Here is a 24,873-nt window from a genome sequence, read left to right as displayed (position 1 = left end):
GGCATATATTTGTAAGTTTTATAAGCGGGCCCGGTTTATTCCAATATGCCCGGAATAAATCATTAATACTTAAACCATGAACAATAACGTCAGCAAAAAAATCAACCGTATACTGGTGCCGGTAGATTTCTCCGGGTACTCATTAAACGCATGCTACTTTGCAATGCACCTGGCTTCACGCACGGGTGCCGGACTGAAACTGTTTCATGCATTCTTCAATCCTATGATCGATGCCATGGCCTTCCCCGATGCATTTACATACCAGTCGAACATGGCAGAGGTATTCCGTGAGCTTGAGGAAAACTCAAAAAAGGAGATGAAAAAGTTTGCCAAAAAGCTTAAGAAATATGCAAAGCTAAAGAACCTCAAAGAGGTGGAGGTTGAAACCGGAGTGGTTGCCGGACAACCCGGTGAGGAGATTGAGAGCATTATTGAAGCTTATGATCCTGATTTCATTGTGATCGGGACAAGAGGTCACGGCGATCGGGCCAATGAGGTTCTCGGATCTGTTGCCTCAAGAGTCATCGATATTTCAGGGATTCCTGTACTGCTGGTGACCCGGGACGCGAAGCTCAGGGAGAAGGGAAATATCAGGCTGCTATATGCCACCGATTTTGATGATTCCGATTACCAGGCCATTGGCAGCCTCTCTGCAATCATGTCGGGCTACAGCCTGAAAATATTTTGTGTCCATTTCGAGACAGGTTCGTCAAAAGAGGATAAGGAAAGCAAAATGTCGGAGATGAAGCACAAACTTATAGAGAACAAAAAGGTGCTGTCAATTGAATGTCATAATATCAAAAGTGATGATATTGTAACCGACCTCAATTTATTTGTAGAAGCAAATGATATTGAGATGATTGCGCTAACCCACAAAAAAAGAAATATATTTTACAGGCTTTTCAATCCAAGTTTGGCAAAGAAATTGCTGTTTGAAACAAAGAAGCCGGTTTTTGTGTTTAATTAATTAATATACAATTCAGATAGGGTTTTTATAGTTCCTTTTAAAAAAAATACTATTTTAGCACCCTGAAAAATTTTAACAGAACAAAACAAAACTCAAAGTTTATGAAGATCAGGTTAATGAAAAAGTTTTTATTGTTGTCGCTGGTGTCCCTTTTTATAGGTTTCCAGGCAAACGGACAAACCCTGAAGGATGCCATAGATGCATACAATAACGGGTTAGACCTTGTTGACAGTGACATAAGGGCAGCAATCGAAAGCTTTAAAAAGAGCTATGAGATTGCCAGCCTGTTAGGCGCAGAGGGAGAAGAGGTCAAAGAGCAGGCAGAGATACAGATACCGGGTCTATATTTCGACCTGGCAATGGGTTATTACCGTGAACGGAACATCCCGGATGCCATATCGGGTTTTGAAGAGGCGATAGAAGTGGCGGGCGAATACAACGACCCCGGCACAAAAACACGATCCGAAAATGTTCTTCACCAGCTTTATGCCATGCATGCCAATGCCCTGTTCAGGGCGGAGAACTATGATGAAGCGCTCAGCATGTTTGATATGGCACTGGCCATAAACCCCCAGCATGCAAGATCCTACCTCGGAAAGGGACTTGTGTACAGGAGACTGGAAGATGCGGCCAACTTCAGGGAGAGCATGGACATGGCCATTGAGTCGGCCCTGATGACAGATGACGATCAGATTCTTCAGACAGCCGAGTCGACCGCGCGCGACTTCTTCCTTGTGCGTGCCGTCAGAGCCAAGGGAGAGGCCAACTATGACCAGTCGCTTGAATTTCTTACCACATCACTAGCATATGACCAGGAGTTCCCGGAATCACACTTCCTTCTCGCATCGGTGTACAATGAGCTGAGAAGGTACCAGGATGCGGTGAACAGCGCTCAAAGGGCGATCGAATTGTCTGCAGGCAGCCGGGAGGAAAAAGCCAAGATGTACTTTGAGCTTGGCAAGGCCTATGAAGGGCTGGGCAACGCCTCACAGGCATGTGAAGCATACAGCAATGCCGCTTTCGGCAACTACGAAGCTTCTGCAAAATATCAGATGGAACATGTTCTGAAGTGCCCGTAAAATATCCGGGCACAAAACCAAAACAGAAGACCACCCCTGAGGGTGGTTTTTTGTTTTTGGTTCCGGCGATCAAGAGCTGGACTTATCGATGAGACCTTCTGCCCCAAGTGGTTTCCTGTTTTTGGTCCGGGCAATGAGTGGCATGGGCAATTAGCAGCGGGCATCAGTGCATTCAGGACCTCAAAAGGGCTGCGAACTCTTCAAGCTTTGAGGGATCCCTCTCGACTGAATTGCCAACAACTGCTATATCGGCACCGGCATCAAAAACTTTCCGGAGATCATCTGCATCCCTTATTCCGCCGCCCACCACCAGGGGTACGCTGATATTCTTCCTTACCGCCTCAATCATGGCAGGCGGAATTATCCCGTTTGCCCCGCTCCCGCCCTCCATGTATATGAGTTTAAGTCCAAGTAACTCCCCGGCAATGGCAGTGGATACAGCAATATCAGGTTTGTTGCGGGGTATAGGGGTGGTATTGCTCATATAGCCGACCGAACTCAACGCACCGTTCTCAATCAGCATGTAACCCGTTGGTATTACCTCGAGCCTGCTGTTTTTGATAAACCGTGCTGCCACAACATGGTTGCCGATAAGAAACTCCGGGTTCCTCCCCGATATAAGCGACAGCAGCAATATTCCATCGGCCTTGCTGCTGAGCTGTCCGGGATTGCCCGGGAAAAGGAGGACGGGTATGGATGATATGTCTTTTATGGCCTCAACGACCGGATCAACGGGATTACTTACAAGGCTTCCCCCGACAAGCACCAGGGAAACACCTGATGACGCAGCCATCTCCATCAGTCCGCCAAGCCTTTCAACCCCCGTCTCATCGGGATCAACCAACAGCGCAAGGATCTTTTTTTTCCCCGAAAGGGTAAGAATCGACTGGTATATCATAAACTGTTTACTTGCAACACCAAACAACGGAATATTTACGGTACTTGAAATAGTGGAGCACAAAATCCTCCCTTATCGCATCTGTATGAACCCGGCCCGTTAAGGTACCCGACTTCTCAGGAGTGAACGGATCGATAATGATATCCTCACGGAAGTTAATGTTCTGCTTGTCGCATATCTTGTAGAGCGTCTCCTTGGCACACCAGTAAATATATACATGGTACCGCCTGAACCTCCGGCTTACCGCCTCCTCCTCAGCGGAAGTAAGGAATTTCCCGGCAAGTGAAGATATCTTTCCTGAAATATTTTCAAGGTCAACACCCACACGTTTTGTCCTGCTCAGGATTATGGAGGTCAGCCGGCCTGAGTGGGATATACTTATGTGGTAGTCAGGGTCGGTAAGGAAGGGTTTACGGTTGCCGTTGTAATATATCTTTATTCCAGGCCCGACCATCTCCAGCAGAAGAACCCTGACACTGAGCCACTCCAGCTTCCTGCCGTAGCTTTTAAAGCTGTTCAGCGTGTCTATCTCCCCCTCATCCAAATCCAGCCGGTCGTAAAGCGAGAAAAAATCCTCGTCTATCTCCCACAAGCCCAGAAGAGTATCGTCCTGCACATATTTTTTCATTACCAGTCCCATACCTTAGACTTTTTGCTTACCGCAAACGGCAAATATGAGAAATCATTTACTTCCAGGCAAAACTTTCCATCAGGTATATTATATCTTCTATGAAATAATCGATAACAGGATCGAGTGAATCCCTGTTGGGTGTAACGTTGAAGTAAAGTGCCCCACGGAAAAAATGGCTGGAGGAATCGGTCAGGTAGAACTGCACCGCCGAAGCCGCATTTCCTTTGATATCATAAAGTGTTCCGTACACATCATCAGCCCTGTTTATGAACATTCTTTCATCAATCGCATCAGCCTTGACCGTGTGCCTGAAGGCAAGTTTTCGTGCATCTTCCAGGTAATCAACCAGGTTGTTGTCAATTTCGCTGTAGCTGATATGCAGTCTCCCCCTGTAGCCGGGGAAGTCTATATTAAACCAGCAGGGATGTGCCAGCCTGCCATCATCATCATTTATCTCTGCAAATGCAGGATAGCTGAATGTAAAAGGGCAGTCCCCTTCATAGGTTATATATTCCCTTTCGGGGAAGTCTATCCTGAAATAGCCCCTTGGCCTCGGCGAATACTCACCGGTGCAGGAAACAAACGTTAAAACCGCTGCCGATATGAATGCTATGGCTGTCGTCGGGTGTTTCATAAACTACTCCTTGCTCTTTTTCGTATCCACTTCATCGGGTATTGCATCATCTGAAAGGCTGACCCTGATCTGTTTGATGCGCCGGTTATCGGCCGACTCTATCCTGAACTCAAATTGTCCGTACACTATTTTCTTGTTCTTGCCGGGGATCTCTCCCTCGTATTCAAGAATAAGCCCTGCCAGGGTATCGGCATCCCCTCTTATATCATCAAAAACTCCGGGATTGAGGTTCAATATCTTATAGAAGTCATTCAGCGGGGTCTTCCCCTCGAATATATAGGTGCCGTCGTCAAGTTTTGAGAAATAGAGCTCCTCAAGATCAAATTCATCACTGATCTCTCCAACTATCTCCTCAAGTATGTCTTCCATCGTAACTATGCCTGTGGTGCCTCCGTATTCATCAACAACCACAGCCATATGGATCTTCTGAAGCTGGAACTCTTTCAGCAGGTCATTTATCTTCTTTGTTTCAGGAACGAAATAAGGAGGCCTTATCAGGGTCTGCCACCTGAAGGAATCTCCCTTCTGGTGGTGTGGCAGAAGGTCCTTAACATAAAGGATCCCTTTAACATCATCAAATGTACCTGAATATACCGGAATACGGGAGTAACCAGACTCAATAATTATTGAGATGAGGTTGCTCATAACTGTCGATGTGTTAACAGCAGCCACATCAATCCGTGGTTTCATTATCTCGGTAACTGCCTTGTTGCCGAAATCGACAATACCCCTGAGTATCTTTTTGTCCTCCTTCAGCGAAGGTGCAGTAAGATCAAGCGCATGGCCCAGGTCATCGATAGAAAGGTTGTCACGTGTGCTGGTTACCTTCCTGTAGAAAAAAGCTCCGGACCTTATAAGGAGCATGCTTAGCGGTTTGAGCAGGCTGCCGGCAAGAAGCAGGGGATGGGCCATAAATAGTGCAAACCTCAGGGGCCTGTGGTTGGCATACAGTTTAGGCAATATCTCACCAAACAATAAAAGAAGGAAAGTAATAACCACCACCATAATAAAGAAGCCAAGGGCAGGTGATGCTGAAAAGTCCATGATAGATTCGGCAATGACCGTTGAGAGGATTACAATGGCAACATTTACAAAATTGTTTGAAACCACAATGGTAGCCAGCAATCTCTCCTGGTCCTCCAAAAGCATTCTTACCACACGGCTGGAATTGGATTCCCCCTTCTCAATGGTGTTGAGGTTTGCGGGTGACAGAGAAAAAAAAGCCACCTCAGATCCGGATATCAGGGCCGAAACAATCAGCAGAAAGGCGAGTCCGAGCAGGCCCATACCTATCCCGACTGTAAATGGGTGAAAAACCAAATCTGTATTTGTGAAAAACCCTAAAAAATAATCACTCTCTTCCAAAGCAGTTCAGCAATCGTTTTACTTGTTTGTCCGGCCCGTGCCCCCGTTCAACTTAAAGGGGGCATCCGTGCTACGTGCAGGGGCATCCGCTGCCTGACACCGCAAGTTAATAAATTAATTGCTGATATTAACAACCCGGTGACAATAAGAGGTATTAAGGATGCCCGGAGGCCCTCAGCCCCCGGGGTTACAACCTTAAAGAGACCAATCGTTCGGTCACTACGCCCTGTCTCCTTCTGATGGATACAGCTGATCATAACCTGGCAGAGATTATTCGTCCAATCATTGTCGGCTGCCACGGTCCTTCTTATGAAGGCAGCTGATTATAACCTGGCAGAGATTATTCGTCCAATCATTGTCGGCCGCCACGGTCCTTCTGATGGATACAGCTGATCATAACCTGGCAGAGATTATTCGTCCAATCACTGGAATCTGCCTTTGCATAGGGTCAAAACGGCAGATCGTCCTGCTCGCCCGCATCGACATCCGGACCATCATCCTGTGTTTGCGACACAGCTTCTTCCTGACCCTCGCCCGGGGCTGCAGGTTTCCTGCCAAGCATTTTCATTGCATCGGCAAAAACCTCTGTGGTATACTTCTTGTTGCCATCCTTATCATCCCAGGAGCGGGTACGCAACCTGCCTTCGATATAAAGGAGCTCCCCCTTTTTCACATACTTTTCAGCAACCTCAGCAAGTCCACGCCACAGGACTATACGGTGCCACTCCGTCTGTGTAACCTTTTCACCGTTTTTGTCTTTGTAGGTCTCATTGGTGGCAAGGTTGAAATTAGCAACAGCAACACCCGATTCAAGGTGCCTGACTTCAGGATCCTGTCCTGCATTTCCGACTAATACTACTTTGTTGACCATAATAGATTATATTTTTTGGTTAGTACTATATTAAATTTAAGAAATAATCCTTTATAAAACAATATCCCGGACCACCTTTTTTCTTTTCGAATGCAACCCGGCGGTGCAATTTACATATAAAAAAACGACAACACTGATCTTCTCAGAAGACGACTATTTGACTAAACCTCATATTTTTAATAAAAATCAGTATATTTGCAGTTGCTCATGCAAATTTACCAACGATAGTTTTTTTTATTTGGCAAATAAATATATATTTGCACTCCAATAGTAAAATCACTCATTAATTAATTGATAACTAAAGATTTTAAAAATGACAAAGGCAGATATTGTTAACGAGATTTCCAAAAACACTGGAATTGAAAAAATAACTGTTCAGAAAACAGTTGAAGCTTTTATGGAGACTGTAAAAGACTCCCTTTCAAAGGACAAGAACGTTTACCTCAGGGGATTCGGCAGCTTTATCGTTAAGAAAAGGGCCAAAAAAACAGCCAGGAATATTTCCAAGAACACTACCATCATCATTCCTGAACATTTCATCCCGGCCTTTAAGCCTTCCAAGACATTCGTAAACAAGGTCAAAACATACGTAAAGAAATAAGACCGGCTAATAATAATAACAATGCCAAGCGGAAAAAAGAGAAAAAGACATAAGATGGCAACCCATAAACGCAAGAAGCGTTTAAGGAAAAACCGCCATAAAAAGAGGAAATAGGCTATTATTAAGCTGACAGCAAATATGTAAGAACTCATAAACCTAAAGAAACCTTTTTCTTTAGGTTTATTAATATAAGAGTACCTAATCAATTTCATACTGCTGCCGTTACGTTGACGTTTCCGCTTTTACCTCCTATAATCAATGAGGAACTGTGAGCAAAGAACTAGTTATAGATGCTAATGCTTCTGAGATATCAATAGCACTTCTTGACAATAAACAGCTGATCGAGCTGAACAAACAGAAAAGCAACGTTCAGTTCACTGTAGGCAATATCTACCTGGGCAAGGTCAAGAAAATAATGCCCGGGCTGAATGCTGCATTTGTCGATGTAGGATATGAAAAAGATGCATTCCTGCATTACCTGGACCTGGGACCCCAGTTCCAGACCCTCAATAAATTTATTGCCCAGACACAAAACCGGAAAAGCAAAAACCCGGTGCTTCAGCGATTCAAATCTGAGAATGATATATCCAAGGACGGGAAAATATCTAAGGTGCTGTCAAGCGGCCAGAATGTATTGGTTCAGATAGCTAAGGAACCTATATCAACCAAAGGTCCCCGCTTAAGCTCTGAGATATCGATAGCCGGCAGGAACCTGGTCCTTATGCCTTTTTCTGATAAGGTATCGGTATCGCAAAAGATCGAATCGGCCGAAGAGAGAAACAGGCTCAAACGGCTTCTTCAGAGCATCAAGCCCAGAAATTACGGACTTATTGTCAGGACTGTAGCCGAAGGCAAAAGAGTCGCCGAACTGGATGCCGAACTCAAAAACCTTGTCAAAAAATGGGAATCCATCTATGACAAAGTAAGGGGCGGTACAGCCCCGAAGCTGGCACTTCAGGAGATGGACCGCACATCAACGATCCTGCGTGACCTTCTTAATGTGGACTTCAACAATGTTTACGTTAATGACGGGATACTCGTAAGTGAGATAAAGGAATATATCAGTACCATAGCTCCCGAAAAGCAGAAAATTGTAAAACATTACTCCGGAAAGACGCCCATTTTCGATCATTTCGGCATTGAAAAACAGATCAAGTCATTGTTCGGCAAAACGGTATCCTGCCGTAACGGGGCCTACCTTATTATTGAACATACCGAAGCCCTTCATGTAATTGACGTAAACAGTGGCAACCGGTCAAAATCAGGTGATAACCAGGAAGCAAATGCACTTGCAGTAAACCTGATAGCGGCTCAGGAGGTTGCAAGACAGCTCCGGCTGCGCGACATGGGAGGCATCATAGTTGTTGATTTCATTGATTTGCACTCCCAGGAGAACAAGCAGATGCTGTTCGACAAGATGAAGGAGTTCATGTCAGAAGACCGCACTAAACACAACATACTTCCTTTGAGCAAGTTCGGACTGATGCAGATCACCCGCCAGAGAGTCCGGCCCGAGATGAGCATCAAAACCATGGAGAACTGCCCCGCCTGCCAGGGCACCGGCGAGATCAGTCCCAGTATCCTCCTTACCGACCAGATAGAAGACCATCTTGAAAGAATACTTGAAAGATCGGTGCAGGGTACCATCGTATTGAAAGTCCATCCCTATATTGAGGCCTTCCTCAGAAAAGGGTTTCCCTCGTTAAGACTTAGATGGATGCTTCGTTACAGGAAGTTTATCAGGGTAATGCCTGTGATGTCTTACCATTTTACCGAATACCGGTTCTTTACCACTGATGACGAAGACCTTGATGCCCTGCTCCAGTAGCAGTAATTTAACAGGGTCTCATCCACAGGCACAGGCATGCATATCAACAGGCGTGGGTTTGTTTATGCTGAAATATTTTTGAACAAACAGCGATCTTATCTGTATAAAATAGTACTGATCCAATAGAAAAGCAGATGCAAAAACCTATGATCACCATTATCAGCCTGCTGCTGTTCGTCAGCGGGGCAGCGTCACAGATACTTGAACCGGTAAAGTGGCATTTTTCAAAGGAGCAGGTAAGTGCCCGCGAGGTACACCTGCACATAAATGCGGCTATTGACGATAACTGGTACCTGTACGGACAGGAGATCCCTGAGGGCGGGCCAATACCAACCTTTTTCCATATTGACGTAAACGAGCATTTTGAGCTCATTGGCAAAGTGGAGGATATGGTTGACCCGGAGATTAAATTTGATCCGTTTTTCAGCATGGACCTTCCTCTTTTCAGCAATGAGGCCCGCTTCAGGCAGAAAGTCAGAATACTTTCAGAAAGTGAGTTTGTCATAACAGGCTTTGTTGAGTACATGAGCTGCGATGACGAACGCTGCCTGCCTCCCCAGGAGGTAGAATTTGAATTCATTTTAAACGAGGGTGTGGTTCCGGCTCCGGCTGCCGCAGACGAGTCCGGCAGATTGCCGGGGGTTACGGCCGCACCTGAAACAGCAGCAACTCCTGATGAATCTGCAACTGTTGATGAAGAGCCGGGTCCTGCCTTCACAGGAGAAAACGAGTCCGGTCAGACAGGTTACCCTGTAACCGGCACAAGTGCGGCCAAACCATCACCGGCAGATACAGCAACAGACAGCCGCAGTCTCTGGTTATTCTTCTTTATCGCATTTGCAGGGGGACTTGCAGGGTTGCTTACTCCCTGCGTCTTCCCGATGATCCCGATGACGGTATCCTTTTTCATGCAGAAGCAGTCAGGCCGCCTGAATTCCATAATTAACGCATTAGTGTTTGGCATTTCCATTATCGCGGTATACACCAGTCTCGGTCTTCTTGTATCGCTTACGAGCGTCGGAGCAGGATTTGCTAATCAGCTCAGTTCGCACTGGCTTCCCAACCTGTTATTCTTCCTGTTGTTTATTGCCTTTGCCGCATCGTTTTTCGGACTTTTTGAGATAACCCTGCCCGGCAGCCTGGCAACAAAGGCAGATACAAAAGCAGAAAGCGGTGGTTACCTGGGTTCATTCTTCATGGCTCTGACCCTGGTCATTGTTTCCCTCTCATGTGTCGGGCCCATCGTTGGCGCACTGCTTGTTGAAGCGGCAACCGGTACAGGAGCAAAACCGGTAATCGGCATGTTCGGATTCTCGCTTGCCTTCGCCGTTCCTTTCACCCTGCTTGCCATATTCCCATCATGGCTCAACAAACTGCCTAAATCAGGGGGTTGGCTCAATTCGGTAAAAGTCGTGCTGGGCTTCATTGTCCTGGCCTTCAGCCTCAGATTCCTCATGGTGGTCGACCAGACATATCACTGGGGCATATTGACCAGGGATGTATACCTTGCAATATGGATTGTGATATTTACACTTCTCGGCTTCTACCTTTTGGGAAAGCTCAGACTGGCACATGACAGCAAGCTGGACCATGTGAGCGTGCCAAGGCTTTTCATTGCCATAGCATCATTCGCCTTCGTGGTCTACCTGGTTCCGGGAATGTTCGGGGCCCCCCTCAAACCAATATCATCCCTGTTGCCTCCCCAGCATAGCCTCTCCTTTGACATAGGTGCAATTATAAGGGACAGCGGAACAGGCACGGCGGCAATACCATCGGAATTATGCGACGAACCGAGATTTGCTGACTTCCTCACATTGCCGCACGGACTACAGGGATATTTTGACCTGGAGCAGGGACTTGCCTGCGCACAAGAGCTCAACAAGCCTGTATTCCTCAGCTTTACCGGACACGCCTGTTCAAACTGCAAGGAGATGGAGGCCAGGGTCTGGTCAGACCAGCGCGTACTTGAGCGGCTGAGAAACGACTTTGTCATTATCTCACTCTACGTTGATGACCGGACAAGGCTCCCTGAAGATGAATGGATAACATCAGAGATCGACGGAAGGGTAAAGAATACTATCGGGAGAAAAAACCTGGATTACCAGATATCGGCATTCAATACAAATACCCAACCCTATTACGTGGTAATGGATCCCGGCGGCAATCTGCTTAACCAGCCACGCGGTTACAGCCTCAACAGGGATGCTTTTGCAGAATTCCTGGAAACGGCTGTCATGAGCTTCGGCGAAAACCCTTAGCACCTTAACTTTTTCTTTTCCCGTTAACCAGGTACACGCCTGCCAGGATTACAAGTGCCCAGAATGCCTGAACAGGGAGAAAACTCTCTCCATCCATCAGGCCCCAGAAAATGGCAAATATCGGGATAATATAAGTTACCGATGCAGCAAAGAGCGTAGTTGTGAACTTGATCAACACATTCATCAAAATAACTGCAATAAAGCTCGAGAAAAATGCCAGCGCAATAACGGCAAGAAGGCTGCCGGTCAGTTCGGCCGATCCTGCAGCCATGCTGAAGTCCGTCATCAGAAGATACAGTCCGGCAAAAGGTCCGATAAACAGGAACCCAAGGGAGGCAATGGCAACACCGTCAAGATCACGTAGCCTGAACTTGATCTCATTCACATTTATGCCGTAACACAGTGTTCCTGCCACGGCAAACAGACCATACCAGTTGTTTGAAGTCCCGATATCAATATTATTTATACTGGTTATCAGTCCCACAGCACCTATCATTCCGATAAACAGTCCCCCAACACTTATCCATCTCACCTTATTGGCATATAATAGCACACCTATTAAAAGTGTGAAAATGGGAGTAAGGGAATTGAGAATTCCTGCCACTGAGCTGCTTATCTCGGTCTGTGCCGTTGAAAACATAAAAGCGGGTATGGCATTGCCGATAAACCCGACAATGAGCAGCGACTTGAGGTTTGACCGGTTCAGTTTTCCAAGGTACCTTATTATAAGGGGTATAAAGAATACGAAAGAGAAGAAGATCCGCATGGCACCCACCTGCATACTGGTGAATGAAACAAGTCCCCTTTTCATAAGGATAAAAGATGCGCCCCAGATAAAAGCAAGAAAGATCAGCATGATCCATTGCCAGGGCCGTTTTTCAAGGTCAAACAGCATTTCAGAAAAATAAGAGCGTAAAGATAATTAATTTTGCAGGCAGTAATTGAAATGTAAATTGCATATTTTTGTGATGTGTCATTATTAATACCGAAGCAAGGGTCAGGTGCAGGATATCTTAATTTTGCTCATCAAGAGCATGGCAATAGGACTGATAGCTTCAGTCCCGCTGGGACCTGTCGGGGTACTCTGCATCCAGCGGACACTCAGCAGGGGGCACCTCTCGGGGTTCGTTTCCGGAATGGGAGCCGCCGTTGCCGATGCAATATTTGCACTGGCAGCAATCCTGGGGCTTTCAGTGATCATAAACTTCATTGAAACACAGCAGTTTCTGATGCGTGCTGCAGGCGGGCTGATATTGTTATTTCTTGGTGTCCGCATATTCATCTCGAACCCGGTCAGTCTGATGCGGTCAGGACAGAACAATAACCAGACCCATTTTTCCGATTTCATGTCGGTACTGCTTCTGATGCTGACCAATCCCCTTGCCATATTTCTGTTCCTGGCGGCTTTCGCAAGCCTTGAACTTGTAACACCTAAACCCGGCCCGCTTGTATCTTCTGCTATCGTTACCGGTATACTCGCCGGGGGCGCTCTTTACTGGCTGCTCCTGAGCAGCATCATAAACCATTTCAGGAACAGGTTCCGGCTAAGGATCCTGTTCAGGATCAACCGGTCAGCCGGGGTACTGATCGTCATATTCGGCATAACAGCATTAATAAGCATACTAATCTGAAAATAAAACCGGCCATGCAACTAATAAAAACGGAGGATCTGCTCAGGTCAGGCAAAATGAACAAACTCGGAGGAGAAAGCATTGCCAGGTTGCTTATACTCCTGCTACGGTTCAACAGAATTAACAAAGTCTACTCAAAAACATGGGACAAGGATGGCATAAAGTTCATCGACGCACTGATTGACGAACTTGAGATAAAATATGAAGTGAGCGATGAAGAGCTTCAGAGGATACCCGCCGGGGGTCCGTTCATAACCGTATCAAACCACCCTTACGGGGGAATTGACGGACTTCTGCTGTTGCACGCGCTTTCAAAACGCCGTGCAGATTTCAGAATAATGGCAAATTTCCTTTTGAGCCGGATTGAGCCCATAAAAGAACACATTATTTCCGGCAACCCTTTTGAAAAACTAAGAGATGCCGGCTCAGGCATATCAGGGTTAAAAGAGGCGCTGACCCATCTGCGGTCAGGTTCTCCGTTAGGCATATTCCCTGCCGGGGAGGTTTCTGTTTACAATGATGAATGGACAGGTGTAACCGACCGGCAATGGCAGAGTTCAGCTATCAAATTCATAAAACGGGCTCAGGTCCCGGTAGTGCCTGTTTACTTCCAGGGAACCAACAGCAGGATCTTCCATCTTCTGGGAATGATCCATCCCGTGCTCAGGACCATAAAACTCCCATCAGAGCTTCTGAACAAGAGGAACAAGATTATCAAATTAAGGATCGGGAACCCCGTCCCTGTTAAAGATCAGCATGAGTTTACAGACACCTACAGGTACGGACGTTATCTTAGGGCACGCACCTATTCCCTGGGCACCAGCATTGAAGTGAAAAAATTCTTCTCCTATACCATCCGGAGATCTTCCACTGAAGAGCCTGTAATAGATGCTGTTCCTGCCACAAAAATGCTGGATGAGATCACCAGCCTCTCAGATTTCCTGCTTTTCAAAAGCGGAAACTTTTCGGTTTATTGTGCACCCTCAGTGATCATTCCCAATATCACCAACGAGATAGGCAGATTAAGGGAGATCACTTTCAGGGATGTTGGCGAAGGAACCAACCGTAAGATCGATATAGACGAATTTGACCTTTACTACCACCAGCTGTTCATCTGGGACGATGACGAGAACAGGGTAGCCGGGGCATACAGGGCAGGCAAAGGCAAGGAAGTGATTGACAAATACGGACTGCCGGGTCTTTATATTAGTACCCTTTTCAAAATAGACAAAAGGTTAATTCCTGTCCTGGAACAAAGTATTGAACTGGGCCGGTCATTCATAGCCAAAGATTACCAGAAAAAACCACTGCCTCTGTTCCTGCTGTGGAAAGGAATTCTCTATTTTCTTATTAAAAACCCCGATTACCGCTACCTCATTGGTCCGGTAAGCATCAGTAACCGTTACTCCAAGTTCTCAAAGGCGGTAATCATCAAATTCATTACCGACAATTATTTCAACAATGAATTTGCCCGGCTTATCAAACCCAAAAATAAATTCAAAGTTGACCTGGGCGATGTTGACACCGATATCATTCTGGGTGATTCGGCCGACCTGGGCCGGCTCGACAGGTTCATACAGGACATTGACCCTAGCCACTATACAGTGCCGGTGCTTCTGAAAAAATATCTCAAACAGAGCGGCAAGATCATAGGTTTCAATATAGACCCAAAGTTCAACAACTCGCTTGACGGCCTGCTGGTACTAGATCTGTATGACGTGCCACTTGAAACCATCACGGCACTGTCAAAGGAGATTAAAGACGAATCCCTGCTCCAGCGCTTCTACGGGACAGATACAAAGCTGTAGGGAAAACCCTGAGTTTACATTCTGTAATCTCCTGCATATGTTGGGTATCCTGAATCCACAGGAGATTCAACGACAAACAGCCTGCAATCACTCTTTGCATTCATCTCAAGCTTCTCTTCTTCCTTTGCAATGAAAAAATCGTATTGGCCAAGATCACTCCCCCTCAGATTGAGGTGGCCTTCGAGAATAAACCCCGAAATAAAAACATTACCGGGAAAATTGCAGGCATGCTTCCCCTCTGCCAGCGAAATTTCAGAGATGGTAACACCGGGAGTGTGAATTACTGCGCCTGAGCCCTCCCCCACATACACTTTGGTACTCCTCCCCTCTTCAATCCTGATCGGGAACCTGTCAGACGGGAAGTCACTGTATGAAGATGGACGGTTCAGTGTTTTCTCAAGGTCAGGATCAAACCAAATCTGCAGAACAGAGGATGCGGGCAGGAATCTTTCCGAATGGACATAGCCATTCCCGGCCATTATGACTTGCATATCACCTGCAGAAAGTCGTTTCCACCCCCTGTAACGGTTATCATAATGCTCAATCTCCCCGTTAAGCACGAAACTCAATATTTCAAATCCCTTATGCGAGTGTTCGCCGGTATCAGCGCCGCTCCCGCTCGACATATGCGACCAGTAGAAAATGTTTGAATAGGGGCTAAGAAGTCCGGCATCCTTATAAAACCCGACAGGCTTTCTCTCATGAAGATCCAGGTTCCCGTGCATGCCGGCGGACTGTTCTTCGCGCCTGTATGTCATTATTGCCATGTCACCACGAATGGGTTAATACCAGTTACATGACATAAAGATAATCAAAATAACGTTCATTGTTTTTAAGGCCCCAAACCAGAATTATTATTATTTTAGCCCTCCTAACCAAAAAAGACTTCCCATGAGCAATATGAGAATTACAGGATTACTGTTGGCAATAAGTATGCTTGTCACGGGAGCCGCTGAACGTCAGAACAATGACATTGCAGCTATAGCAGCAGAGATCCACTCTGAGGTCCTTACTCTCGACACCCATACCGACACACCACTGATGCTTGCAAGGGAAGGCTTTGATATTGGAAGCAGGAACATAGCCGACCGCAGGGGCGGACAGGTTGATTTTCCCCGGATGTTTGAGGGCGGACTTGATGCAGCCTTCTTCGCAGTTTTTCTGGGACAGGGAGAGAGGACCCCTGAAGGAAACCAAACGGCAAAAGAGAGGGCATTGCAGATCTTTGAACTTATCCACCAGGCAATTGACAGCCATCCCTCGATGGCCGGACTTGCACTGGAACCTGATGATGCATACAGGCTTAAAAATGAGGACATGCTGGCCATCTACATAGGCCTGGAGAACGGCTACCCCATAGGGCGCGACATTAACCTGGTCGACAAGTTTTATGATCTGGGAGCAAGATACATAACTCTGTCCCACTCCAGGAACAATGACATTTGTGATTCATCTACCGACCCCGCCGGTCCCGAACACGGAGGGCTGTCAGATTTTGGCATAAAGGTGGTCAGGAGGATGAATGACCTTGGAATGATCGTCGATGTAAGCCATATAAGCGACGAGGCCTTCTACGATGTTCTGAAAATATCACGTGCGCCGGTTGCAGCCTCGCACTCCAATGCAAGAGCCGTGTGCGACCACCCCCGCAACCTGGATGACGATATGCTGATTGCCCTGAGAGATAACGGAGGTGTAATACAGGTATGCATACTGAGCTCCTATGTGAAAACACCGGAACCCAATCCGGAAAGGGACGCAGCCAGGGAGGCTGTCAGGCAAAGGTTCAATAATTTCGTCGACCTGACCGACGAAGAGATGGAGATGGCCAGGGAAGCCTGGTTTGAGGTAAACGAGAAATACCCGCAGCAGCTTGCCACCGTTGCCGACCTGGTTGACCATATAGATCACATAGTTGATCTGATTGGGATTGACCATGTGGGGATCGGGACTGACTTTGACGGGGGCGGATCACTTGCCGATTGCAGGGATGTAACCGAAATAGGAAATATAACTTTCGAGCTGGTCAGCCGCGGTTATTCACGAGAAGATATAGAAAAGATATGGGCAGGTAACTTCATGAGGGTATTCAGGAAGGTTGAAAAACTTGCGGCAAAATAGCAAAAAAAGATCCCGCACTTTGCGGGATCTTTTTTTTATTCTCATGGACTCAACCTGCGGCTGTGCCAGGTGTGGGCGGAACTGCGGGAATATCAACCGTACCCATCTCAAGTGATTCGGGTCCCAGGTTCATCGACGAGTTCATCATCTCCTCCCATGTTACTTCACGGCCGGTGTATGCAGATACCCGGCCCATAAGCGCGGTCATACAGGCTTCTGATACATTCTGTGTCTCGTTGATATAGTTCCCTGTACGGATTGCCGTTACAAGATTTATTATCTCCTGGTCATAAGGACTTACAGCGACGGTACCTGTCGGTTGTCCGTCATCCCCCAAAGGATACTGGTATCCCCATATCACGTTGCCGTCATAGTCCCATATCGTGTTCTGGGCATTGGTATAACCTTTGGTCCCGAATATGATCTCGGAAACGTTATTTGCACATCCGTTGATCTGCCGGCACATACTGTGCATATGCCTGTTGTCGTCGAAGGTGAAATCAATGCTGAAGAAATCATACTGGTCACCTGTCGGCCTCCTGTGCCTGCCGCCGAAACCGACACCTTTAACCGGGTGCTTCTCAAAGAACCAGTTGACAACATCGATATTGTGAACATGCTGTTCAACAATATGGTCGCCCGAGAGCCAGCACCAGTTGACCCAGTCACGAAGCATTGCCTCCATATCGGTCCAGCCCTCCTGTCGTCTTACAAACCAGAGAGCGGACTGGTTCCAGTAACAGTTCGCTGAGACCAGATCGCCTATTGCCCCGTTCTTGACCATCTCAAATGTCTTTACATAATCACGCTGATGCCTTCTTTGTGTACCTGTTACAACATTCAGTCCGGCCGATTCGGCCATCCTTCCGGCAGCCATTACCTGGCGTATGCCAACAGGGTCGACCCCCACAGGCTTCTCGGCAAAGATATGCTTACGGTTCTGAACAGCATATTCAAAGCTTTTGGGCCTGAAATAGGGAGGTTCGCAAAGCAGTACAACATCAACATCGGTGTCGATAACCCTTCTGTAGGCATCAAAGCCGGTAAAACACCTGTCATCGGGCACATCAACGCCCCTCTTTTCCTTCAGCTCATTGCGGCATCTGTCCAGCCTGTGCTGAAACACATCGCCAAGTGCAGCTATTTCCAGGTTAGGGCCGCTGTTAAGAAAGTTCATGGCCGCACCGGTACCACGTCCTCCGCAGCCGATAACACCGGCTTTCAACACCCTGCCATCAGGTGCCTGATCGGGGAATACGGGTGCAACATATGTTGGCCTCCTGCTGCACGATGAGGCTGCAGCACCAACGCCGAGTACACCAATTGCACCTATTGCTGCAGCATCGCCAAGGAATTTGCGACGGCTTAATGATTTTTTCTGATCCATGATTATGTATTTTGATTAATATATTATAAAAAATTAAAACTATCCGGATTATTGGTCATCCGTCTCCCATTCCATGACCACCCTGAAGCCGACCTCACGGGTATCGGTATACCACCACTCACTTTTTGGTATCTGCGGATCGGTCATCTGCCATGCCGCATGCCGGGTGTGACTCCTTGCGGCTACCCTTACATCAGCTGCATCGGAGTTGAAAGAACCGCCCCTGATAACCCTTTCGGTGCCGGATGCAGGTCCTGCCGGATCCACTACGGTCCCTGACGGGTACAATGAATAGGCATCAGGCGCATACCAGTCCCCCGTAAACTCAAACACATTTCCCAGCATATGCTCAAGTCCGAATGGATTGGGCCTGACAGATCCCGGAGGCTGGGTGCGTGCTTCACTGTTCTCCCTGTAGATAACATAGGAGCTGATCACTGCAGTGTCGGGACCAAAGATCCTGTTGCGCAGACTTTCACGGGTAAACCTCCTGGGGTCTCCCTCAAAGAAATAGGGACCTTCAGTTCCGCCACGTGCAGCATACTCCCATTCGGCCTCTGTCGGCAACCTGTAGGTTCTGCCGGTCACTGCGGAGAGCCACCTGCAGTAGGTTTCTGCTGCATACCATGTCATTGTTATTGCAGGCCTGGACCCCATCCCCCATCCCTGGTCGGGCAGTCCCCACGGGGGAGTGGGTCCCGATATGGCATCAACCTCTCCGAGGTTGGTGGCGTAAATATTATCCTGCCTGCCCTCAGCTGCAGTCGCATTGTAAAAGGCAAGAAACTCATCCCAGCTCACCTGGGCACGACCCATAAAAAAAGAACTTACCTCTACATCCCTTACGGGCCCCTCGTCATCCCTCCTGTAAGATTCGTCGGGAGGGCTTCCCATTTTAAAGGTCCCGCCGGGGATGGCTGCCATCTCAAAGCTGACAGAAGTTCCCGGAATCTTTTCGGTAAAGTTCACAAAATCTTCAACCTGGGCCGGTTCGGTGAATACTTCCCTCGCAACTTCATCTGCAACCCCGAACTGAATACCCTCCTGCACAATATCGGAGTAGTGACCGGTATGGAGGTGGCAGTTGAGGCAGCTCAGATCGTCCTCATGCTGCTGATAGTAAAGATGTGCCTGCTGTCCGTCCTGCGAAAGCTGCATGGGAAAAAGATTCTGGTGGCACTTGATACACGATTCGTCATATGTGTACCTGACAGCCTTTTCAACTGTCCGCTTTGCTTCCCAGTTGATCGACTCCGGATCCTTGAACAGCCAGCCGTAAACATCATGGGCTCCGTGCTTTGCCTTGGCAAGAAGGTATTTCAGGTTGCCGGGAGGCGGAAGGTGGCACTCCGCACACTGGACATATATCCCTGAACGGTTATCGTAGTGGGATGACCTCCTCCAGGACTCCTCAGCATGCGGATGGCTGTGGCAGGCATAACAGAATTCGTTTGTGGAGGTGTAACGGACTATACGGTCACCCATAAAAAGGAACAATGCGGTAAGTATTACGGGCAGTATTATTATGTACCTGCGCCCGCGCCTGGTAGATCTGCTCTTGCTCATCAAACTAATAATATTGAAATACGGGTTACTGACCCGGTAAATAAAAAGTCAGATTTTTTAACAGAAGCAATAATACGCATATTTTTCAAAAATCCTAATGATATTATTATATATTTATCGCGGTTTTTTCCCTGCAGGATCTCATTACCGGGTCAAGTCCCGCAGCAATATCATCAGCAAGTTCTGTGACAGTTTTCCGGTCATCAGGTGCAGATACAAGGGAACGGTAAACAGCGGTCATCCTGCCGGCCCTTTCCGAATACCTGTAACACCAGTGGGCAAGAAGTCCGGTAACCGGCATGGCAACAAGGAGCGTAGCGGCAACACCCGCAGGAAGGGTTAAAAAAAGAATAATCCCTGCAATCAGGTAATTAAGGGGAACAAGAACGAAGCCAAGGACATATTTGAAGGAGCTTATGAACTGCGGGTCCTTTAACTTCATCAATGCAAGCCTTATCAATGCAAGAGGCACCAGGTGGATGACCGCTCCTGCAAGGAAAACCGGATAGCAGAGCAATCTCAGCATTCCGGCAGCCAGGATCCTTCCCCTTCCGGGCAAGCGGACTGCCGTCAGGTCAGCTCCATGCCTGTTAAGCAGTTCCAGCAGCCTGCCGCCAAGATCACGCAGCTCTTCTGCAGCCGAAGGCTCACGGTCAAAATATTCGTACATTGCCTCTGCGAAAGCTTTCTGAATTAAAAAACGGCTGCTGCATCCGGGGCCATCACCTGTCTCCTGCTTTTTAAGAGTCCCGGAACCGGTCTCCATCAATAACCGGTCAACCTCATAGTTCTTCTCATCCCTGATATTGATCACCAAATCCTGCATCCTGGCCGACAACTCATCCCTGATGGCATTGATGCCTTTTTGCGGATGTTCCCTGTAAAGGTCCATGTAACCGGAGACGGCTATCGGACTGCCGTAATTGACAACCAGCTCTTCACGAAAACGCCTGGTATCAGTAAAGTCAAGTCCCACAGGCACTATCCTTACTCCGTGCCCATTTCTGAAATCATCCATCGCCCTGAACGCTATCCGGAAGATCCCCTTTTTCAGCATACGAATCCTTTTCTGGTCACCGTGGTTTCCTTCAGGCATTATACCTATACATCCCCCGCCGGCCAGCACAGCTGACGTTTTTTCGAATGTCGCCTCATTCTGTCCCATTGACCCCACCCCATCCCTGAAACGGTAAACCGGCACGATCTTCAGGAACCGGAGTATCATGGCAGCAAACCTGTTTCTGAAAATATCAGCCCTTGCAAGGTAGACCGGCTGGTATTGATTCGTAAGCAGCACCGCCAGGGCGTCCATCAGTGCATTCCTGTGGTTTGCCGCAAAGATAAGTCCCCCGTCCCCGGGTATGTTTTCCCGGCCGTATACTTCTATCCTTCTGTAGAATATAAAAAACGCAGCCCTTGCAAGGTTTTTCAGCGCCTGGTAACCTGTTGACCACCGGCCCGTATTTTCGTGCATCTCTTTTTCCATTTGACAGGCAAGATAGCCATTATTTGAAAAATTCCAATTGTGAGGCTGCCCCCTTATGATAAGCAGAAAATCGATTTCCATCAATAATTTGTAATTTAGCCGCCTGCATAATTGTTTGAACCGGGAGCGACCTGGCATATGAGCGGTAAAACTTTCAGAGAAAAAGAAAACAACAAACTATTTGTGCTCTTTGACGGGCATTGTGTGCTGTGTTCCAGGACGGTGAATTTTATCATTCGCAGGGACAAAAAGGACCTGTTCAGATTTGCACCTTTACAGGGACCGGGAATATCGGGGAAAATACCCGGATCATGGATACCGGAAAACAATGACAGTGTAATACTGATTGAGAAAGGCAGGGTCTGGCACAGGTCTTCTGCAGTATTAAGGATAATGCGCCGGCTTCCTTACGGCTGGCCTCTTCTTTACCTGCTTATCATCATCCCGGCGCCGGTTCGTGACTTTTTTTATAAATTTGTCGCCAAAAGCAGATACAGATGGTTCGGCAGGTATGACAACTGCCTGGTGCCTGACAAAAGAATAAGAAACAAGTTTACAGAAGATATCCCTATCCAAATTGATTAATATTAAAGACCTATGCGCCTGATAAGAAATATTATAATATTAGCCCTGCTGCTAGTTTTTCCGGCAGCAGGTTTTCCCGGCACGGATAATGCCAGGCAAAAGAATGATACGAAACACACGAGCCATATTGAACACTATGCGGGCCTGAGCAAACTGACTGGTATACTGAACCCTGTCGACACCCTGCAGACCAATGACACAGTTCAGCTCAACGGCACTGTGCAACCTGGCGACACCCTGCAGGTCAATGACACCCTGCAGGTCAATGACACCTTGCAGATCAATGACACCTTGCAGATCAACGATAAGATCCCTGCAGAAGAGATTGCTCCTGATGAAGAGGTTGCTGAAGAGCCCAAACCTTCATACTGGTCCAAAGGGCTCCACACGGCTGCCAATTTTTCGCAGATATCGCTTTCAAACTGGACTGCCGGGGGGCAAAATTCGGTTTCGCTAACATCCTTCTTCAATGCCTTTATAAACTACGAAGCCCCCGATGAACGGTTTACCTGGGAAAACAGCCTGGACCTTGGATACGGTCTTATCAACCAGGAACACAGGCGAACAGTCAAAAGTGACGACAAGATCGACTTTTCCACCAAATTCGGCCGGAGAGCTTCAGAAACATGGTCATACAGCACATTGCTTAATTTCCGCACGCAGTTTGCTCCCGGGTTTAAGTCACCCGGCGACACCCTTAAAATATCAAATTTCATGGCTCCGGGATATCTCAACCTCTCTGTTGGCATGAACCACCGGCTCGATCAGTATATTACCCTGTACATGTCGCCGCTGGCCGGCAGGATAGTTTACCTCTGGGACGAGGAGCTTGACGGCTCTTTCGGCGTTGAAGCCGGAGAGAATAAAAGGTATGAGCTTGGAGGCTTTATAAGGATTCAGTTCAGGGCCAGCCTGATGGACAATATAAATGTTAACTCAAGGCTTGAGCTGTTTTCCAATTACCTTGACAAGCCAAAAAATTTTGATGTCAACGCCGAAGCCAGGATAACCATGCAGATCACCCGCTTTATTGCTGCAAATATTTTGTTGCAGGCTGTTTACAATGAAAATGCCAGGGTAAGGCTGGCAGACGGCACCGAACTGGGACCGAGACTGCAGCTCAAACAGGTATTCGGGCTGGGCTTGTCATACAGACTCTGATATCTGCTAACGCCACAAATATGTGCCTGTTCTTATCCCCGAAAGGGGGGAAATTCTTAATTTCTGCCGGACTTGCAATCATTGTTGTTGCAAGAGCCTTTGCTTCGGCCGACACCATTCCTGCCAATACCACAGACCGGAAAAGGTTATGCATTACTCTTTCAGCCACTGCCGTCGCATGGGGAGGCGGGATGTTACTGCTGAACGAAGCATGGTACAAAAACTACCCCAGATCATCGTTCCACTTCTATAATGATATGGGACAGTGGTACGACATGGATAAGACCGGCCACCTTTTCTCTTCCTATACCTTAAGCCTTGCAGGTATGCACCTGATGAAACAGACCGGCATGGAAAGCCGGAAGGCGGCATGGATCGGGGGGCTATACGGGCCTGTTTTTCTTTCAACAATTGAGATACTTGACGGATTCTCAGAGGAGTGGGGATTTTCGGTGCCCGACATGGCCTTCAACATTGCGGGCTCGGCCATAGCGGTATCACAGGAGCTTTTGTTTGGCCGCCAGGTTGCAAGAATAAAGTATTCCTACCGTGATAGCGGACTGGCTCACTACCGTCCCGATGCACTCGGCAGCAATCTACCCGAAAGGATGCTTAAAGATTATAACGGGCAAACACACTGGCTTTCGGTCAGTCCCGGCCGGTTTCCGGGAGAGGGTGCACCTATACCCCCGTGGCTGGCTATATCAATTGGATACGGTGCACACGGATTGCTCGGAGGCAGTTCAAACCCGCCAGAACATGACGGCCGCGAACTGCCGCATTATGAACGTTACAGGAGGTTTTTCATCTCTCCTGACCTGGATCTTTCTGAGATTGAAACCGGATCGGAGATCATTAACAGGGTGCTGCGGCTGCTTAATTTCCTGAAGGTGCCTGCCCCGGCTGTTGAGTTCAACAGGGTTGACGGGATAAGGTTTCATATCCTGTTTTTTTGAATCGGTCAGTCGTTGCCGGAAAGCCTGTCAAGTATCCTCCTCTCCTTCTTGGTGGGCCGGCCTGCGCCCCTGTCGCGGCGCACAAACATCACGAGATTGCGGTGACCGGCCTTCTCTTTTTCTTCCTCCGGAGTCAGATCCTCCAGGTAGTTGGCGACCAGCCTGGCCGGCTGCCTCTTCCCGACCGTCTGCAACACCCTGTAGGTATACACTGATGGCGGGCGCCTGAGGTTAATTTTGTCTCCCTCCTTTACTGAACGGGATGGTTTAACCGGAACATCCCCTATTTTGACACGTCCCGTTCGGCAGGCCTCGGTTGCAAGGCTCCGCGTCTTGAAAAGCCTTACCGCCCAGAGCCACTTATCGATCCTTACTTCGTCGTTCTCATCTTCACTTTTTCCCATAACCGTTCAACATTTGCCTTCAGGACCAGCCGGAACAAGCTGTAATTCCCCTACCTGTTATTGTACAGGTTCATTGTCCGTTCAATGCCTGCTGTTACAAAGCTGTGGACCGCATCAATAACCTTCTCAACCCTTGCAGGGAGTATTTCCTGCTCCTGATCATCCATTTCTCCAAGAACATAGTCCACCTGTGATCCTCTGCCGTACTCTCCGCCTATCCCGAATCTCAACCTCGGATAATCCTGCCTGCCGAGAACCTGGTTTATGTTGTAAAGACCGTTATGGCCGCCGTCACCTCCTTTTGCCCTTATCCTTATAGTTCCAAAAGGAAGTGCAAGGTCATCAACAATAACGAACATGTTCTCAACGGGAATTTTCTCTTTCTGCAGCCAGTAATTAACTGCGCGGCCGCTGAGGTTCATATAGGTGGTCGGTTTAAGAAGTACGCAGGTCCGTGCCCTGTACCTGTATCCGGCAACAAAGCCATAACGGCGGTCCTCAAAAGAAATATTGGACACCCCTGCAAGAGTGTCCAATACCATAAACCCTATGTTATGCCTTGTATTGGCATACTTTTCGCCAAAGTTTCCTAGTCCGGCAATGAGATACTTCATAGGCACCGGTTAAAATTCAGCT

General features: G+C 47.7%; 23 protein-coding genes. 11 read left to right on the top strand and 12 right to left on the bottom strand.

What is annotated here, in order from left to right; translation table 11 throughout:
* Positions 1–76: 76 nt before the first annotated feature.
* Positions 77–967, top strand: coding sequence for a universal stress protein (locus EA408_02415; GenBank protein ID TVR74581.1), 891 nt, complete (start codon positions 77–79; stop codon positions 965–967).
* A 101-nt stretch (positions 968–1,068) separates the two neighbouring features.
* Positions 1,069–2,046 (top strand): hypothetical protein, encoded by a 978-nt coding sequence (locus tag EA408_02410; protein ID TVR74580.1) that lies wholly within the window; start codon positions 1,069–1,071, stop codon positions 2,044–2,046.
* 172 nt (positions 2,047–2,218) lie between these two features.
* Here the strand turns inward: EA408_02410 and EA408_02405 are convergent, their stop codons facing one another.
* The 5 genes from EA408_02405 to EA408_02385 all read right to left on the bottom strand — a co-directional run bounded on the left by EA408_02405 (position 2,219) and on the right by EA408_02385 (position 6,445).
* Positions 2,219–2,944, bottom strand: coding sequence for a geranylgeranylglyceryl/heptaprenylglyceryl phosphate synthase (locus tag EA408_02405; protein TVR74644.1), 726 nt, complete (start codon positions 2,942–2,944; stop codon positions 2,219–2,221).
* 7 nt (positions 2,945–2,951) lie between these two features.
* Positions 2,952–3,584 (bottom strand): 4'-phosphopantetheinyl transferase superfamily protein, encoded by a 633-nt coding sequence (locus EA408_02400; protein TVR74579.1) that lies wholly within the window; start codon positions 3,582–3,584, stop codon positions 2,952–2,954.
* A 46-nt stretch (positions 3,585–3,630) separates the two neighbouring features.
* On the bottom strand, positions 3,631–4,209 hold the full coding sequence (gene gldD, locus EA408_02395; protein ID TVR74578.1) for a gliding motility lipoprotein GldD: 579 nt from the start codon (positions 4,207–4,209) through the stop codon (positions 3,631–3,633).
* 3 nt (positions 4,210–4,212) lie between these two features.
* Positions 4,213–5,496, bottom strand: coding sequence for a gliding motility-associated protein GldE (gene gldE / locus EA408_02390; protein TVR74643.1), 1,284 nt, complete (start codon positions 5,494–5,496; stop codon positions 4,213–4,215).
* Between the two features lie 526 nt (positions 5,497–6,022).
* Positions 6,023–6,445, bottom strand: coding sequence for a single-stranded DNA-binding protein (locus EA408_02385; protein TVR74577.1), 423 nt, complete (start codon positions 6,443–6,445; stop codon positions 6,023–6,025).
* Positions 6,446–6,758: 313 nt separating this feature from the next.
* Here EA408_02385 and EA408_02380 point away from each other — a divergent pair, with 313 nt between their 5' ends.
* The 3 genes from EA408_02380 (at position 6,759) to EA408_02370 (ending at position 11,132) form a co-directional block, all read left to right on the top strand.
* Positions 6,759–7,046, top strand: a complete 288-nt coding sequence (locus EA408_02380; GenBank protein TVR74576.1) for an integration host factor subunit beta — start codon at positions 6,759–6,761, stop codon at positions 7,044–7,046.
* 268 nt (positions 7,047–7,314) lie between these two features.
* On the top strand, positions 7,315–8,874 hold the full coding sequence (locus tag EA408_02375; protein TVR74575.1) for an Rne/Rng family ribonuclease: 1,560 nt from the start codon (positions 7,315–7,317) through the stop codon (positions 8,872–8,874).
* A 134-nt stretch (positions 8,875–9,008) separates the two neighbouring features.
* On the top strand, positions 9,009–11,132 hold the full coding sequence (locus EA408_02370; GenBank protein TVR74574.1) for a DUF255 domain-containing protein: 2,124 nt from the start codon (positions 9,009–9,011) through the stop codon (positions 11,130–11,132).
* A gap of 4 nt (positions 11,133–11,136) precedes the next feature.
* Here EA408_02370 and EA408_02365 read toward each other — a convergent pair whose 3' ends face one another.
* Complete coding sequence (locus tag EA408_02365; protein TVR74573.1) at positions 11,137–12,027, bottom strand: DMT family transporter; 891 nt, start codon at positions 12,025–12,027, stop codon at positions 11,137–11,139.
* 139 nt (positions 12,028–12,166) lie between these two features.
* On the opposite strand from EA408_02365, the gene EA408_02360 reads away from it, so the two are divergent.
* Both EA408_02360 and EA408_02355 read left to right on the top strand, forming a co-directional pair.
* Positions 12,167–12,763, top strand: a complete 597-nt coding sequence (locus EA408_02360) for a hypothetical protein (GenBank protein ID TVR74572.1) — start codon at positions 12,167–12,169, stop codon at positions 12,761–12,763.
* Between the two features lie 14 nt (positions 12,764–12,777).
* The gene (locus EA408_02355) at positions 12,778–14,571 is read left to right on the top strand and encodes a GNAT family N-acetyltransferase (protein TVR74571.1); all 1,794 of its coding nucleotides are present in this window, start codon (positions 12,778–12,780) and stop codon (positions 14,569–14,571) included.
* A gap of 14 nt (positions 14,572–14,585) precedes the next feature.
* Here the strand turns inward: EA408_02355 and EA408_02350 are convergent, their stop codons facing one another.
* Positions 14,586–15,338, bottom strand: coding sequence for a hypothetical protein (locus EA408_02350; GenBank protein ID TVR74570.1), 753 nt, complete (start codon positions 15,336–15,338; stop codon positions 14,586–14,588).
* A 133-nt stretch (positions 15,339–15,471) separates the two neighbouring features.
* Here EA408_02350 and EA408_02345 point away from each other — a divergent pair, with 133 nt between their 5' ends.
* Positions 15,472–16,692, top strand: coding sequence for a membrane dipeptidase (locus EA408_02345; protein TVR74642.1), 1,221 nt, complete (start codon positions 15,472–15,474; stop codon positions 16,690–16,692).
* Between the two features lie 49 nt (positions 16,693–16,741).
* On the opposite strand, the gene EA408_02340 is transcribed toward EA408_02345, so the two are convergent.
* The 3 genes from EA408_02340 to EA408_02330 all read right to left on the bottom strand — a co-directional run bounded on the left by EA408_02340 (position 16,742) and on the right by EA408_02330 (position 21,269).
* Positions 16,742–18,079, bottom strand: a complete 1,338-nt coding sequence (locus EA408_02340) for a twin-arginine translocation signal domain-containing protein (protein TVR74569.1) — start codon at positions 18,077–18,079, stop codon at positions 16,742–16,744.
* Between the two features lie 48 nt (positions 18,080–18,127).
* Entirely contained in the window at positions 18,128–19,645 is a 1,518-nt protein-coding gene (locus tag EA408_02335) for a hypothetical protein (GenBank protein TVR74568.1), read from the bottom strand.
* A 106-nt stretch (positions 19,646–19,751) separates the two neighbouring features.
* Positions 19,752–21,269, bottom strand: coding sequence for a hypothetical protein (locus EA408_02330; GenBank protein ID TVR74567.1), 1,518 nt, complete (start codon positions 21,267–21,269; stop codon positions 19,752–19,754).
* On the opposite strand from EA408_02330, the gene EA408_02325 reads away from it, so the two are divergent.
* Genes EA408_02325 through EA408_02315 form a run of 3 tightly spaced genes read left to right on the top strand, consistent with a single transcriptional unit; the run spans position 21,270 to position 23,833 of the window.
* Entirely contained in the window at positions 21,270–21,716 is a 447-nt protein-coding gene (locus EA408_02325; GenBank protein ID TVR74566.1) for a DUF393 domain-containing protein, read from the top strand.
* Positions 21,717–21,728: 12 nt separating this feature from the next.
* A complete protein-coding gene (locus EA408_02320; GenBank protein TVR74565.1) occupies positions 21,729–22,877 on the top strand; it encodes a DUF3078 domain-containing protein in 1,149 nt (382 codons plus the stop codon).
* 20 nt (positions 22,878–22,897) lie between these two features.
* Positions 22,898–23,833: a DUF2279 domain-containing protein gene (locus EA408_02315; GenBank protein TVR74564.1), complete on the top strand. Its 936-nt coding sequence runs from the start codon at positions 22,898–22,900 to the stop codon at positions 23,831–23,833.
* A 5-nt stretch (positions 23,834–23,838) separates the two neighbouring features.
* On the opposite strand, the gene EA408_02310 is transcribed toward EA408_02315, so the two are convergent.
* Both EA408_02310 and EA408_02305 read right to left on the bottom strand, forming a co-directional pair.
* On the bottom strand, positions 23,839–24,237 hold the full coding sequence (locus tag EA408_02310; protein ID TVR74563.1) for an RNA-binding S4 domain-containing protein: 399 nt from the start codon (positions 24,235–24,237) through the stop codon (positions 23,839–23,841).
* A gap of 50 nt (positions 24,238–24,287) precedes the next feature.
* Positions 24,288–24,851, bottom strand: a complete 564-nt coding sequence (locus EA408_02305; GenBank protein TVR74562.1) for an aminoacyl-tRNA hydrolase — start codon at positions 24,849–24,851, stop codon at positions 24,288–24,290.
* Positions 24,852–24,873 lie beyond the last annotated feature (22 nt).

Source organism: Marinilabiliales bacterium, from assembly GCA_007695015.1.
In the GTDB taxonomy this organism is placed as follows: Bacteria; Bacteroidota; Bacteroidia; order Bacteroidales; family PUMT01; genus PXAP01.
The sequence above is the reverse complement of the archived record's forward strand: the minus strand, read 5'-3'. Positions and strand labels throughout refer to the sequence as shown.

Coding starts and splice junctions, on each gene's coding strand:
- gldE (TVR74643.1), bottom strand. CDS start 5,496: ATGGGCCTGCTCGGACTCGCCTTTCTGCTGATTGTTTCGGCCCTGATA.
- EA408_02360 (TVR74572.1), top strand. CDS start 12,167: ATGGCAATAGGACTGATAGCTTCAGTCCCGCTGGGACCTGTCGGGGTA.
- EA408_02325 (TVR74566.1), top strand. CDS start 21,270: ATGAGCGGTAAAACTTTCAGAGAAAAAGAAAACAACAAACTATTTGTG.
- gldD (TVR74578.1), bottom strand. CDS start 4,209: ATGAAACACCCGACGACAGCCATAGCATTCATATCGGCAGCGGTTTTA.
- EA408_02350 (TVR74570.1), bottom strand. CDS start 15,338: ATGGCAATAATGACATACAGGCGCGAAGAACAGTCCGCCGGCATGCAC.
- EA408_02340 (TVR74569.1), bottom strand. CDS start 18,079: ATGGATCAGAAAAAATCATTAAGCCGTCGCAAATTCCTTGGCGATGCT.
- EA408_02385 (TVR74577.1), bottom strand. CDS start 6,445: ATGGTCAACAAAGTAGTATTAGTCGGAAATGCAGGACAGGATCCTGAA.
- EA408_02335 (TVR74568.1), bottom strand. CDS start 19,645: ATGAGCAAGAGCAGATCTACCAGGCGCGGGCGCAGGTACATAATAATA.
- EA408_02305 (TVR74562.1), bottom strand. CDS start 24,851: ATGAAGTATCTCATTGCCGGACTAGGAAACTTTGGCGAAAAGTATGCC.
- EA408_02410 (TVR74580.1), top strand. CDS start 1,069: ATGAAGATCAGGTTAATGAAAAAGTTTTTATTGTTGTCGCTGGTGTCC.
- EA408_02315 (TVR74564.1), top strand. CDS start 22,898: ATGTGCCTGTTCTTATCCCCGAAAGGGGGGAAATTCTTAATTTCTGCC.
- EA408_02320 (TVR74565.1), top strand. CDS start 21,729: ATGCGCCTGATAAGAAATATTATAATATTAGCCCTGCTGCTAGTTTTT.
- EA408_02355 (TVR74571.1), top strand. CDS start 12,778: ATGCAACTAATAAAAACGGAGGATCTGCTCAGGTCAGGCAAAATGAAC.
- EA408_02415 (TVR74581.1), top strand. CDS start 77: ATGAACAATAACGTCAGCAAAAAAATCAACCGTATACTGGTGCCGGTA.
- EA408_02380 (TVR74576.1), top strand. CDS start 6,759: ATGACAAAGGCAGATATTGTTAACGAGATTTCCAAAAACACTGGAATT.
- EA408_02330 (TVR74567.1), bottom strand. CDS start 21,269: ATGCCAGGTCGCTCCCGGTTCAAACAATTATGCAGGCGGCTAAATTAC.
- EA408_02370 (TVR74574.1), top strand. CDS start 9,009: ATGCAAAAACCTATGATCACCATTATCAGCCTGCTGCTGTTCGTCAGC.
- EA408_02345 (TVR74642.1), top strand. CDS start 15,472: ATGAGAATTACAGGATTACTGTTGGCAATAAGTATGCTTGTCACGGGA.
- EA408_02405 (TVR74644.1), bottom strand. CDS start 2,944: ATGATATACCAGTCGATTCTTACCCTTTCGGGGAAAAAAAAGATCCTT.
- EA408_02310 (TVR74563.1), bottom strand. CDS start 24,237: ATGGGAAAAAGTGAAGATGAGAACGACGAAGTAAGGATCGATAAGTGG.
- EA408_02400 (TVR74579.1), bottom strand. CDS start 3,584: ATGGGACTGGTAATGAAAAAATATGTGCAGGACGATACTCTTCTGGGC.
- EA408_02365 (TVR74573.1), bottom strand. CDS start 12,027: ATGCTGTTTGACCTTGAAAAACGGCCCTGGCAATGGATCATGCTGATC.